At 57.9% G+C, this 12,690-nt stretch carries 16 protein-coding genes; 10 read left to right on the forward strand and 6 right to left on the reverse strand.

The features are described from left to right. Positions 1-228 precede the first annotated feature (228 nt). On the reverse strand, positions 229-645 hold the full coding sequence (locus ACSQ8R_RS31980) for a MerR family transcriptional regulator (RefSeq protein ID WP_312222646.1): 417 nt from the start codon (positions 643-645) through the stop codon (positions 229-231). 108 nt (positions 646-753) lie between these two features. On the opposite strand from ACSQ8R_RS31980, the gene ACSQ8R_RS31985 reads away from it, so the two are divergent. Continuing rightward, a complete protein-coding gene (locus ACSQ8R_RS31985) occupies positions 754-1,278 on the forward strand; it encodes a hypothetical protein (protein ID WP_436257401.1) in 525 nt (174 codons plus the stop codon). Here ACSQ8R_RS31985 and lspA read toward each other — a convergent pair whose 3' ends face one another. Then, positions 1,279-1,788, reverse strand: a complete 510-nt coding sequence (lspA, locus tag ACSQ8R_RS31990; RefSeq protein WP_436257402.1) for a signal peptidase II — start codon at positions 1,786-1,788, stop codon at positions 1,279-1,281. An 8-nt stretch (positions 1,789-1,796) separates the two neighbouring features. Beyond that, the gene (locus ACSQ8R_RS31995) at positions 1,797-2,480 is read right to left on the reverse strand and encodes a L,D-transpeptidase (RefSeq protein WP_436257403.1); all 684 of its coding nucleotides are present in this window, start codon (positions 2,478-2,480) and stop codon (positions 1,797-1,799) included. A gap of 255 nt (positions 2,481-2,735) precedes the next feature. On the opposite strand from ACSQ8R_RS31995, the gene ACSQ8R_RS32000 reads away from it, so the two are divergent. From ACSQ8R_RS32000 to ACSQ8R_RS32025, 6 genes are all read left to right on the forward strand, one after another. Continuing rightward, complete coding sequence (locus ACSQ8R_RS32000) at positions 2,736-3,074, forward strand: hypothetical protein (RefSeq protein WP_436257404.1); 339 nt, start codon at positions 2,736-2,738, stop codon at positions 3,072-3,074. Positions 3,075-3,319: 245 nt separating this feature from the next. Next, positions 3,320-4,441 carry a ubiquinol oxidase subunit II gene (gene cyoA, locus ACSQ8R_RS32005; RefSeq protein WP_436257453.1) on the forward strand — a complete coding sequence of 374 codons (1,122 nt, stop codon included), beginning with the start codon at positions 3,320-3,322 and terminating at the stop codon, positions 4,439-4,441. A 17-nt stretch (positions 4,442-4,458) separates the two neighbouring features. Beyond that, on the forward strand, positions 4,459-6,459 hold the full coding sequence (gene cyoB, locus ACSQ8R_RS32010; protein ID WP_436257405.1) for a cytochrome o ubiquinol oxidase subunit I: 2,001 nt from the start codon (positions 4,459-4,461) through the stop codon (positions 6,457-6,459). A gap of 1 nt (position 6,460) precedes the next feature. Beyond that, positions 6,461-7,081: a cytochrome o ubiquinol oxidase subunit III gene (gene cyoC, locus ACSQ8R_RS32015; protein WP_436257406.1), complete on the forward strand. Its 621-nt coding sequence runs from the start codon at positions 6,461-6,463 to the stop codon at positions 7,079-7,081. After that, positions 7,078-7,464: a cytochrome o ubiquinol oxidase subunit IV gene (cyoD, locus tag ACSQ8R_RS32020; RefSeq protein WP_436257407.1), complete on the forward strand. Its 387-nt coding sequence runs from the start codon at positions 7,078-7,080 to the stop codon at positions 7,462-7,464. Before cyoC ends, cyoD begins: the two co-directional genes overlap by 4 nt. Before the next feature lie 207 nt (positions 7,465-7,671). Beyond that, positions 7,672-8,022, forward strand: a complete 351-nt coding sequence (locus ACSQ8R_RS32025; protein WP_436257408.1) for a hypothetical protein — start codon at positions 7,672-7,674, stop codon at positions 8,020-8,022. Positions 8,023-8,088: 66 nt separating this feature from the next. Here the strand turns inward: ACSQ8R_RS32025 and ACSQ8R_RS32030 are convergent, their stop codons facing one another. The 3 genes from ACSQ8R_RS32030 to ACSQ8R_RS32040 form a co-directional block, all read right to left on the reverse strand. Then, on the reverse strand, positions 8,089-8,691 hold the full coding sequence (locus tag ACSQ8R_RS32030) for a transglutaminase-like cysteine peptidase (protein WP_436257454.1): 603 nt from the start codon (positions 8,689-8,691) through the stop codon (positions 8,089-8,091). Positions 8,692-8,768: 77 nt separating this feature from the next. Further along, positions 8,769-8,936 (reverse strand): hypothetical protein, encoded by a 168-nt coding sequence (locus ACSQ8R_RS32035; RefSeq protein WP_436257409.1) that lies wholly within the window; start codon positions 8,934-8,936, stop codon positions 8,769-8,771. A 44-nt stretch (positions 8,937-8,980) separates the two neighbouring features. Next, positions 8,981-9,262, reverse strand: a complete 282-nt coding sequence (locus ACSQ8R_RS32040) for a hypothetical protein (RefSeq protein ID WP_436257410.1) — start codon at positions 9,260-9,262, stop codon at positions 8,981-8,983. A gap of 387 nt (positions 9,263-9,649) precedes the next feature. Here ACSQ8R_RS32040 and ACSQ8R_RS32045 point away from each other — a divergent pair, with 387 nt between their 5' ends. The 3 genes from ACSQ8R_RS32045 (at position 9,650) to ACSQ8R_RS32055 (ending at position 12,689) form a co-directional block, all read left to right on the forward strand. After that, on the forward strand, positions 9,650-10,180 hold the full coding sequence (locus ACSQ8R_RS32045; RefSeq protein WP_436257411.1) for a hypothetical protein: 531 nt from the start codon (positions 9,650-9,652) through the stop codon (positions 10,178-10,180). 167 nt (positions 10,181-10,347) lie between these two features. Continuing rightward, the gene (locus tag ACSQ8R_RS32050; RefSeq protein ID WP_436257412.1) at positions 10,348-11,433 is read left to right on the forward strand and encodes a hypothetical protein; all 1,086 of its coding nucleotides are present in this window, start codon (positions 10,348-10,350) and stop codon (positions 11,431-11,433) included. 185 nt (positions 11,434-11,618) lie between these two features. Then, a complete protein-coding gene (locus ACSQ8R_RS32055) occupies positions 11,619-12,689 on the forward strand; it encodes a flavin-containing monooxygenase (protein ID WP_436257413.1) in 1,071 nt (356 codons plus the stop codon). Position 12,690: the final 1 nt, after the last annotated feature.

A 12,690-nucleotide genomic window follows, 5' to 3' on the forward strand; every position in this document is an offset into this window, starting at 1 on the left:
GAGCACGACAAGAGCCAATCATGCCCAGTCGGAAACGCGCCTCACCGGCTGGTTCGTTGCGATATCAGCTCGCCCTCAGCTTCCAAGCGTCGCGCGGATCCGCTTTCTCTCCCGCCTATTGATACTCGCGGTCTTACTCGCAGGTGCGATTTCAGGAGGGCTGACCTTCGGGTAGGCGGCCTGCAGGCAGCGGAGGCTGGATCGCTCGCATTTCAGCCGCCGCTCCATCTAGTCGTGGTCGGTAGAACAAAGGTCGTGGTTAGCGAGAGCACGGATCACGTAGCAGTCACGAACCTGGTTCGTATGGCAGTGCGTCGAAATTCGTTCGAGCTCCGCTTCCAGCTTCTTGAGGCGCATGATCTTCTCTCGAACGGTCACGAGCTGCTCGGCAGCGATCCGATCGGCTTCCGCGCACGGCTTCTCCGGATGCTGGCTGAGATCGATAAGTTCGCGGATGGCCTCGATCGTCAATCCGAGTTCGCGAGCATGTCGGATGAACGACAGCCGCTCTCGCTCGGACTTGGAGTACCTACGCTGATTGCCTTCCGATCTTTCGGGATGCGAAAGAAGTCCCATCTGCTCGTAGTACCGAATCGTAGGGACCTTCACGCCTGTCGTCTTTGACAAGTCACCGATCGTCAGCATGCGAATCCTCCAGTCAAAAAAGCAGCCTCACAAGCCGCGGCATATTCAAGCTTCACGAAAAACTGAATCCATTGAAACCGCAACCGAGATATTCAGGATAGGCCCAATGTGAGGATTCCGTATGGCAAATCAAGTGATCCGATTGCTTCCCACGATCCCCACGGCCTTGCTCGCCCTGATCTCGATTCCCTGTTCTGCGTCGGGCTCAATCCTTCGCATCTCCCGGACTATCCGAATGTTATCGTCGAGCATGCGGAACTCGTGCTCAGTCCAGACGGGATCCCTGACACGGCGTACCTGACCATCTACAATGGGACCGGCAATCCGGTCGCTGTCACACGAGTGACGGCCAGCGGATACAACAGTGCCGCGGTAGTCAAACGCAGTCAGCACCTGTTCGGCTTCGAGGAGGTTGCTGCTGACGAGGGCGACCTCGCCATTCCCGCAATGTCGGAACTCGAAATGAGCCAGGATGCAGTGTTCGTCACCATGGAGCGGGATCAACAACTGCCGGAAAGCGTGACGATCACCGTCGGGTTCGACGATGGCAGCCTCCGGTCCGTTCCGGCTAGGATTGTTGACACTGATAGAACTAGGACAAGTCATCATCACGGGGCGAGTGAACTGGAGTGATCAGGTGGCCGTCGATTGATTGTTTCCGGTCTGACGGAAAGAGACTGCGATCATGAACAGAGCTCCGCACACGATCATGATATCCGCTAGATTGAATGTCGGCCACGACCATCCATAGAGATGAAAGTCCAGATAGTCCGTCACGCTCAGGTTGAGAAGCCGGTCAACCACGTTCCCGCTGGCTCCGCCCGCGATCGTGGTGATCGCCAGTGATTCCAGCGCATACTTCGCCTTCCACGCCCAGACAACAAGGCCGAGAACCAGGCCGCCCTGCAGCAGTGCGAACAGCCTGGGAGCGGAGGCCATGGCATCGGAGAACAGGCTGAAACTCACTCCGGGATTGTACGCCAGAGTAAGGTTGAAGAAGGCCGTGATCGGAATGACCCTCGGCGGATCCATGAGATGATTGACGACGAGATACTTAACGGCGAGATCGAGCAGGCAGAGCGTTGCGATCCAGAAGAGGATGAGTACGGGCTTCTTCAGGGTCACGATCGATAAGTTGGTCATTCGATCTCCTATTGGTGGACGACTATGCGGGCCTTCGCCGGAACCCGCTCAAAGAGATCAATCACGTCCTGGTTCAGAAGCCGAACGCACCCGGACGACACGGCATTCCCGATGGAGCGCCAGTCCTTCGTTCCGTGAAGGCGATAGAGCGTGTCCTTGCCGTCCTGGAAGATGTAGAGCGCTCGTGCGCCGAGCGGATTGTTTGGCCCAGGTGCTTGCCCGCCGTTCGCATACGAGTATTTCCGAAGCTCCGGTTGTCTCGCAATCATCTCTGAGGGCGGTGTCCACCGCGGCCATTTTTGCCGCCACTGGATTGCACCTTCGCCCGACCAGGTGAAGCCTGCGCGACCGATGCCGATCCCGTATCTCATCGCTGTGCCAGCATCTTCGGTGAGATAGAGAAACCTGTTGGCGACGTCCACGACGACAACGCCCGCAGGCTCCCCAGTGGGATTTTCAACCCGCTGCCGATAGTATTTCGGGTCGATCTTTCGAAACGGAACTCCGGGGATCAAGTGACCACCGTCGGTTCTTGCAGCGTAGCGAGCGGCAAGCTCGCGTTCGCTCGGTTCCAGTTGGCCAGCGATGCTGGTGGCGGCCGCGCCTACGGGAATTCCAAGCACGGCTGATGCCAGAGCTCCGCCAGATAGAACGACGAGTGATCGACGTTTGAAAAGACCCGGTTTGGGCATGCATGTCCTCATTCGGTTGGCGCGTCCGCGTCATCCGCACTGTTGATTCCCTGTGGGTTTACGATCTCTAGTAGCTTGAGGTTCAAGCGTTAGGGCAGAGCCGAGGTGTGGATACAACGAATTGTGTAGAGCTCGTGATGAACTGTCTTCGCGCCTTGAGGACAAATTGGCGCAGTGTCGAAGTAGCGGGTTCTTTTTGAAGTCGAGTTTTGCTACTCGTCGTTCGATCGATGCCGTCCTGCTTATTAGGAACGAATGACCCGCAACGTTTCAACCAGTTGGAAGACCATAGCGGTCCTGACGATGATCTTGTTTCAGATCATTTCGGGAAGCCTGTGCTCGACTCCGCCGGCGGATCGCACCGTTGTTGCATCCGGGATCGTCGCGGTCATGCAGGAGCGGGCGGCCCCGGCGGAAAACAGGGCTCTGATCCTGTCTGATGCCGATCACCACGTTCGATGCGAGCAGCGATACCCGCAAGCCGAAACCGACGACATGAGACGTTCGGATGTGCTGCGGTATGCCATATCCAAAGACGCGGTCCTTGAGGGCCAGTCCTATCTCATCTCGCGCCCTCCGAAACGCCTGATCTAAGCGTTCTGTCCGGCATCGCCCAGGCATCTTGTCCTGAAATAGCTCGACCGCAGATCCACACCTGAAAACCACCCTTCGACCAGATCTCTGGGCGAGCGTGTGCGTGATCTTTTGTGGCCTCTCCAGAGCGGCCGGATACCATCCTGTAACCACAATCCCCATCCCGGGAGCCGAAAGTGCGTCTGTCAAAGAAGCTCGTTCGCCTCGCCGCCTTAACCAGCTTGCTCCTTCTCGGCGGATGCAAGATGGTCGTCATGTCCCCGTCCGGGGATATTGCGAGGCAGCAGGCAGATCTCATCATCGTCGCCACCGTACTGATGCTGCTCATCATCGTGCCTGTCCTCTTCCTCACCTTTTATTTCGCCTGGCATTACCGCCACTCCAACACGAAGGCGAAATACGACCCGGAGTGGCATCACTCCACCAGACTTGAAGTCGTGATCTGGTCGGCCCCGCTGGCGATCATCATCGCACTCGGGGCGATCACCTGGATCAGCACACATAAGCTCGATCCATATCGCCCTCTCGACCGGATCGATGCCAATCGACCAGTTACGCCCGAGACCAAGCCAATTACGGTCGAGGTCGTCGCACTCGATTGGAAGTGGCTGTTCTTTTATCCGGAGTACGGCATCGCCACAGTGAACGAGCTGGCGGCTCCTGTAGATGTGCCGATCAACTTCAAGCTGACGGCCTCATCAGTGATGAACGCGTTCTATGTGCCCGCGCTCGCAGGGATGATCTACGCAATGCCGGGAATGCAGACCAAACTGCATGCCGTCATCAACGCGCCCGGCTCCTACGACGGCTTTTCCGCCAACTACAGCGGAGACGGTTTCTCCCAGATGCGGTTCAAGTTTCTTGGGCTGGATCAGGGCGGTTTCGACCAGTGGGTCGCACGAGTGAAGCACCAGGGCGTTGCATTGAACCGCAATGCGTACATGAGGCTCGAGAAGCCCAGCGCGAAGGAGCCTGTCCGGTATTTCTCGAGTGTCGAAGACGGTCTCTATAAGTCCGTGCTCAACCTGTGCGCGCGGCCCGGCCAGATGTGCGCCGACGAGATGATGCATATCGACAAGATGGGTGGTGCGGGCGTGGACAGCCGCGAGAACCGCGCGCGCCTCGAATACGACAACCGCCGTGCCAGCGACGAAGCCGCAGTCGGGGAGATCGCACCCGGTGTCGCCGTCCCATCCGATGGCAGCCCGGCCCGCAGCGAAGATCCTGCGGAAATTTTTGAGATCAATGCGAGCCCGCCGTCGCAGCCGATTAGCCACGGCATGCAAGGCATGCAGCACCCCATGACACCTGGAAGCAACGAGGACGGTTCATCACCCGCCGACCTCGATGCCTCCGCGCAACCTTGAAGGATTCGGCAGATACCATGTTCGACAATCTCACACTCACCCAGTTGGTCTTCGGACGACTTACCTGGAATGCCATTCCATACGATCCCATCATCCGAACCACCTTCGTCGCTGTCGTCATCGGTGGCTTGGCCATCGTGGGACTAATCACGAAATACAAACTGTGGGGCTATCTCTGGAAGGAGTGGTTCACATCCGTCGATCACAAGAAGATCGGCATCATGTACATCATCCTCGCGCTGGTAATGCTGCTGCGCGGCTTCGCGGACGCGATCATGATGCGCATCCAGCAGGCGATCGCATTCAATGGGTCGGAGGGCTATCTCAACGCCAACCACTACGACCAGATTTTCACAGCCCATGGCGTGATCATGATCTTCTTCGTGGCCATGCCCTTCATTACCGGGTTCATGAACTACATCGTGCCGCTGCAGATCGGTGCGCGCGACGTATCGTTTCCCTTCCTGAACAACTTCTCGTTCTGGCTAACGACTGCAGGCGCGATCATCGTCATGATCTCGCTGTTCGTAGGTGAGTTCGCGCGGACCGGCTGGCTTGCATATCCGCCGCTTTCCGGTGCCGACTACAGCCCGGGTGTCGGGGTCGATTATTACATCTGGGGTCTGCAGGTGGCGGGCGTTGGAACGACGCTCTCGGGCATCAACCTCGTCGCCACCATCGTCAAGATGCGTGCCCCAGGCATGTCGTTGATGAAGATGCCCGTCTTCACCTGGACCTCGCTCTGCACCAACATCCTGATCGTCGCCACCTTCCCGATCCTGACGGCCACGCTCGCACTGCTCACTGCAGATCGCTATCTCAACACCAACTTCTTCACGAACGATCTCGGCGGCAACCCGATGATGTACGTGAACCTGATCTGGATGTGGGGGCATCCCGAAGTCTATATCCTGATCCTGCCCGCCTTCGGCATTTTCTCCGAAGTCGCATCGACGTTCTCGGGGAAGCGACTCTTCGGCTACGTGTCGATGGTCTACGCGACCTGCGCGATCATGATCCTGTCCTACCTTGTCTGGCTGCATCACTTCTTCACGATGGGGGCCGGGGCCTCGGTGAACGCTTTCTTCGGCATCGCTACGATGATCATCTCGATCCCCACGGGCGCGAAGATGTTCAACTGGCTGTTCACCATGTACCGCGGCCGGATTCGGTACGAGCCGCCAATGTACTGGCTCATCGGCTTCATGGTCACCTTCGTCATCGGTGGCATGACAGGCGTGATGCTTGCCATCCCGCCTGCTGACTTCGTGCTCCACAACTCGCTCTTCCTGATCGCGCACTTCCACAACGTCATCATCGGCGGCGTGCTGTTCGGGCTGATGGCAGGGATGGCCTACTGGTGGCCCAAGGCGTTCGGCTTCAAGCTCGATCCTTTCTGGGGCAAGATGACCTTCTGGTTCTGGCAGATCGGCTTCTTCTTCGCCTTCATGCCACTCTACGTCCTCGGTCTGATGGGCGTGACCCGCCGCGTGAGCCAGTTCGATGACCCGTCGCTGCAGATCTGGTTCATCATCGCGGCATTCGGCGCGGGCCTCATTGCGCTCGGCATCCTGTCCTTCATCATCCAGATGGTCGTCAGCGTCATGAGGCGTGATCAGCTCCGCTGCACGACGGGCGATCCCTGGGGTGGACGCACACTCGAATGGTCCACGTCCTCGCCACCGCCGGATTATAACTTCGCCTTCACGCCTGTCGTGCATGAGATGGATAGCTGGTACGACATGAAGGAGTGCGGATACCAGCGGCCGCTTGAAGGTTATCGGGCGATCCACATGCCGAAGAACACGGGGACCGGCGTCATCCTGTCCGGCATCAGCATCGCGCTGGCCTTCGCGCTCATCTGGTACATCTGGTGGCTGGCCATCCTGTCTTTCGCGGCGATCCTTGTGATCTCCATCGCTCACACCTTCAACTACAACCGCGACTTCCACATCCCGGCAGAGACAGTCGCCGAGGTCGAAGGTGCGCGTTCGAAGCTGCTCGCCCAGGGGAACTGACATGGCAAATCCGATTGAAGCCCGCCGGGCCGACAAGAAGTTCCACCTCGAGGAGGAACATCATCCCGAAGGGAGCACGAGCCTCGGGTTCTGGCTCTACCTGATGAGTGACTGCCTTATCTTCGCGGCTCTCTTCGCCACCTATGCCGTACTTGGCCGCAACTACGCGGCCGGGCCTGCGCCTGCGGATCTGTTCGACCTCAAACTCATCGCCGTCGCGACGACGATCCTGCTCGTATCCTCGATCACCTACGGTGTTGCGATGATCCGCGCCGAGAGCAACGCGAAGGGCGGGACGATCTTCTGGCTCGGTGTCACGGGCCTGCTGGGGCTCGCTTTCCTCGGTCTTGAGGCATACGAGTTCTATCACCTGATCGCCGAGGGTGCTGGCCCGCAGCGTTCAGCCTTCCTGTCATCTTTCTTCGCCCTCGTCGGCACGCATGGCCTGCACGTCACGTTCGGCATCGTCTGGCTTGTCGTCCTGATGGTTCAGGTCTCGAAGCTCGGCCTCACTCCGGAGAACCATCGACGGCTGATGTGCCTGTCGATGTTCTGGCACTTCCTGGATCTCATCTGGATCGGTGTCTTTTCGGTCGTCTATCTGATGGGAGTTGTCGCATGACCACGAATTCTTCTCACAATGGGGCGCACGGACAGCATTCCGGTCATCGTTCGGGTCAAAGCTCCCTCAACAGCTACCTGAAGGGATTCGTCCTCTCGCTCATCCTGACTGCAATACCGTTCTGGCTGGTGATGGGAAACGTCATCGAGAGCAAGACGGTGACGATCGCGGCGATCATGATCCTCGGCGGCATCCAGATGGTCGTCCACATGATATACTTCCTGCACATGAACAGCCGCTCGGAAGGCGGCTGGACGATGATGGCGCTGATTTTCACGATCGTGATCCTGGTGATCGTGCTCGTCGGGTCGCTCTGGGTGATGTATCACCTCAACACCAACATGATGCCGATGTCGCCGGAGATGATGAAGAACATGCCCTGAGGCCTTATCTTCTGTTTGAAATGGTCTGTCCTCATCTCTATCTGCGGTAGGCCTCGTGGCCTATCCCGCATGCGAGGTCGCTCATATACAATCCGGGAACCGTCTGCGAGAGGTCAGCACGGCTGGGCTCCACGGTTTCCGGATCTCTCCTTTTTCTAAAATGCTGGCGAGCACATGCCTTTTTATCTCGTTACCCATAGATCGCTTGTGGAAGCCAACAGCGATCACGAAGCGGCCGTCAAAGCCCTCGAAAAGATCGAAGACGGCGGGAAGCTCGATTTCGAGGTGAAGTTCGACGAGGTGACCATTACCCATGTCGTCATTTCAGGAAGAAAAACCTCGAAGCCGTCTTCCGAAAGTCAGGAGAAATTAGCGGTCTCCGAGGATACAAAATCCGTGATGGAGCTGCCTGGCGCGGTGACGACGACTGAAGAGCATCTGCCGGAAAACCGCCCGGCTCAGTTGGAATTGAAGCGTCCGGACAGGCGAACCACCACAATCGTGTCGCTCTTTCTCGGTGGCCTTGTCGTGATGACGATGCTGCTGGGAACGTTTTAGGTGTGGCGACGTCGATCCTGCCCACGCCAGCCCGGCCGAATTGCCCAGCGCCAAATCTCTGAATGACTATTTGATCCCGCTGACAGCGACCGTGTCACGGCCGTCATTGATCTTGACCCATTTGCCGGGGTCCTGCGAATCCTGCCGCTTGAGATATGTGTATTCTGTCTCCGACCAGTTCCTGATCTCTGCGCGCAGGTTGTCGAGCACGATGTCGCCCAATCCTGAACGCACGGCCAGGACCGCGTGACCGGATCCGTCCGGCTGAAGGACGACGGTGATGAGCAGGTTGGAAGCGGAAAAGCCGCGCTCCAGGAGCAGCTTGCGTTTCTGCAGAACGAAGTCCTCGCAGTCCGCCGCGTCGATGGGGTAGGTCCAGAACTCCTCGACACCGTATATATCCATGTCGGTCATGGCTGGGATCAGGTTGACGCTTCTGTTCACCTCGACGAGGGTACTCCACGTCTCTTGCGTCAGCTTCATCGGGCCGCGATCGGTGGAGCCCGGTCGGCATTCACGCGGATATCTCTGGCAGAAGTCGTAATGCCCGATCGGCTGGGATGTCGGCCCGGAGATGGGCATTGCGTCGAAGGTAGCTGCTTCCGGCTTCCAGGCCGCGCCCATGGATATCGTGGTGATGGCAATGACTGCAATCAGAAGCCTGAACATCATTCTCTTCGTCCCTGTTGTTGAGACGATCTATGACGACGAAGCGGATATATCCCGGAAAAAAGTTCGGTGCAATTTTAATGAGATGCGTCAAAATCCGACGCGCGTTTCCGCCAGCGCCAATCCTTGAACCAGAGATAGGCTTCAATACCAATCCATCCGCCGAAGCCGATGGACGCCACCAAGCTGATCATCGTTTCGAGCGTGTCGTGCCCCGCGGTCCAGCAAACCAGTTCGAAGATCACTCTGACCACTACGAATCCAACCAGCGAAAACACCGTTATCAGGGCTAGGGCCTTGCACAACCGTCTGAAGAAAGATCGCATGGCGGAAGGTTAGCTCCGTCGCCGGACACTTGGAAATCAAGTCTTCTTGTGTTTTCGGTATCGTAGTCACGACAGGGCTTGAGCTCAAGCTTCACGCAATCTAAACCATGTTCAGGATATTGCGTGATGATGTTGTTGATGGATAGATCGATCAGGATGCTATGCTTGGCGCTGCTGTTGGTAGCGGCGCTGATGGCCTCGCTCGGCCCGGTAAACCGCTCCGGCAGCCCTACGCCGATAGTCACGACTGCGCTTCAATCGGTAGCAGAGGTGACTGGTCATCAGCGATGTCTGCATGTTGCAGAGCATTCCCACGATCTCCTCGCTTCGATGCAGGACGAAGTGAACACGCCGAAATGCGTGAACTCGAGCCTCATCGAACACTCGGATCGCTTTGTCCACCAAGCAACGGTCAATCCACTCGAGCATCCTCCACGGGCCTGATCCTCTGATCACGGTCATCCGACCGCGCATGTGTCCGGGCCTGTACGCGTGATCGCAACAGGTCTGCCCACGGGCGGTCCTTCTTGAATCCGTAACCAGGCCTTCGCCCGAACTACGATGTGGGAGGACTTGGTTTGTCGACGGGAAACATCGAGAAACTCTCGATTCTCCCTGGTGGAGATCATCATATGTGGAAGATTGCACTGACTGGCGTGTGGTGCGTGGTCGTGTCCCTGACAGCCGTCTACGCCGCCTCCCGGTTTACACCGACCGCTGAGGAGCCAAAGACTCAGTATCCGCTCCTCACCGAACACGAAGTGGTAAAGTCGGAGATGGTGACCGTGCCGATCATAAAACAGACAAAGGTTGACGGCTATGTGGTCGCGGAAGTCAGCCTCACAGCGAACGACGAGGCGTGGCACAATAGCGTAGGCCCGTCGGCAGAACTGACGGACGAACTGATCTCCGTTCTCCAGTCGACACCCGTGCTGACCGATCCGATGTTCGCCGCTGACAGTCTGCGCTCCGAGCTTGTGAACCGGATGAACGCTCGAGTGGGGATGCAGGCGTACTACAACACTCTCCTGACGAGGCTCGATTATCTGACTGTCAATGACCTCGAAAGGATGCGTAAACCTGGCGGCAACCAGATGAAATCCACTCCTATCGTGGATCAAGCCGCTCTCGATGTCGTGCCAGCCCCGGCGAAAGGCAAGTGAGGACGATAATCCTTCCACCGCGCCTCTTGCACCTCTAGGTGCTTGAGGTTTTATGATCCGGCCACTTGCTGAGGCTACGGGAAATCGGTGTTTCCACACCATTCCGTGCCGGATCGGAAATGAACCGAACGAAGCAGATCAAAAATGCGTAATCGCAGAGTGGCGAAATGAACTGGTTCCATATTTCGAGCAAGCGCGTGGCCGGGTTCACGCGAAAGGCAGCACTCGCCGTAGCGGTGAGTGTCGCGCTGTCCGGATGCGTTTCGGACATGGCGCTCGACGACCTGTCGAGTTCAGCTCCGCAGATATCAAGCAAGATGCTCACGGAGATGTCCAAGAGAGGCATGAAGGCCGAAAGTCCCGTGCTGGTCAGGATATTCAAGCAGGAGAGCGAACTGGAAGTCTGGAAGATCGACCGGACTGGACGCTATTCGCTTCTGAAGACCTATCCGATGTGCAGGTGGTCCGGAAAGCTTGGCCCGAAGATGAAAAACGGGGACCGGCAAGCGCCAGAGGGGTTCTATCACGTCTCGTCTGGCATGCTGAATCCGAAGTCGCAGTACTATGTCTCCTTCAATCTCGGCTACCCGAATAGGCTCGAGTCGGCCCTCGGGTATACGGGAGAAGCCCTCATGGTTCACGGAGCTTGCTCTTCATCTGGATGCTACGCCCTCACAGATCAGGGCGTAGGCGAGATCTATTCGATCGTCGCCAAGGCGCTTTCCTCCGGCCAGGATCGCTTTCAGGTCCAGGCCTATCCCTTCCGCATGACCCCAGAAAACATGGCGGCACATAAGGGCGATCCGAATATGGCGTTCTGGCAGACGCTGAAGGAGGGATACGACGCATTCGAGATCACCCGGCAGCAGCCGAAGGTGTCAGTGTGTGGTCGCCGATACATGTTCAACACCGAATTCGCAGGCGGCGAGCCGCGTGATCCTCTTGGAGCTTGCCCCGTCGTTTCCACGCCTCCTGATGCGCAACTCGTTGCACGGATGGATACAGAGAAGAAGAAGGTCGAGGCGGCGATGGCCGAAAGCAGCGGCTCCACGGTCTCGTCTTACGTCGACGGCGGCATGCATCCGAGCTTCCGTACACTCCTCCAGAAGGACGGAGCCGAGAAGCTGGCGGCTCGCATATCTGGTATCAAGTATCCTGTCAGCAGGCCGGACGCAGCGCTTGCGGACCCCTTCAAGGAAATGACGAAACGCTCGAACGCAGGAGCCGTCGCAGACGACTCCGCGGGGGATTGAAAATGGCGCAACCGGATGATCGGATGCGTCGCATTCGGCGCAATAACTGGATCCTGTTCGCGATCCTCGCAACCTTCGTCGTCTCGGTCTTCTCGTATAGCTTCCTCCATATTGGTCGAGAGGCGAGGCCGGATCCGCCGTCGAGCGCGACGCAGCCGCGTCCATAGGGGCTGGAACACGTGTCCATGAATGCAGGGGACGGCCTGCGCACCGACATCCTCGTTATCGGGGCCGGGCAGGCAGGGCTCGCTACGGCTCACTCGCTGGCAGGAGCAGGGCTTCAGTTCCTAATAGTCGACAGCGCCGTTGCAGTTGGTGATAGCTGGCGGAAGCGATACGAAAGCCTGACCCTGTTCACACCCCGGAGCATCAGCGCGCTGCCGGGGATGCCGCTTGTTGGCGATCCGGACGGCTACGCCACGAAGGACGAATTCGCAGACTATCTCGCCAGGTATGCCAACAGAAATAGCGTTCAGGTCATCGGCTCGACGAGGATCGTCAGACTGGTCAAGGTCGGCAGGTTCTTCGAGGCATTCACGGATGCAGGCCGTGTTGTGACCTGCCAGAGCGTCATCGTCGCAACAGGCTCGTTTTCATCTCCACGCATTCCCGTTCTGCCTGGCAGGCTCCCATCTACAGTCAAGCAAATGCATGTGGCAGATTTTCAGGACACGGGGGATGTGCCCGCCGGGACAGTGCTCGTCGTCGGCGACGGCGCGAGCGGGCGGGACATGGCAGTCACCTTGACAGGTTCTCATCGGGTGCTGATGTCAGGTGGCAGAAAGCGGAAGCTTCTTCCGGAACGGATCCTGGGAAGAAGCATCTGGTGGTGGCTCAAGACGTTTGGCCTTCTCCGTGCTTCGCCGAACAGCCTGATCGGCAGACGAATGCGGCGAGAAGACCCATTTCCCGGACGAGGGAATGATGATGCGGCGCTCATTCGGAAAGGCGTGATGTTGAAGGACAGGCTCGTCGAACTCGATGACGATAATGCGATATTCCAGGACGGCTCGCGTGAACCGATCCGCTCGGTGATATGGGCGACTGGATATGTCGACGACTTCGGGTGGATTGAGATCGATGGTGCGACCGATGGAAAGGGTGCCTCAGTTCATCGCGAAGGTATCTCGTCCATCGACGGTCTCTATTTCGTTGGCAGGCCCTGGCAACGAAACCGCGCGTCCGGGCTGATCGCAGGCGTAGGGGAAGATGCGATTTTCGTCGTGAATGCGATCCGTCGACGCGGTGGGAAGTAGC

The organism is Neorhizobium sp. LjRoot104, assembly GCF_964253725.1.
Taxonomy (GTDB): domain Bacteria; phylum Pseudomonadota; class Alphaproteobacteria; order Rhizobiales; family Rhizobiaceae; genus Neorhizobium.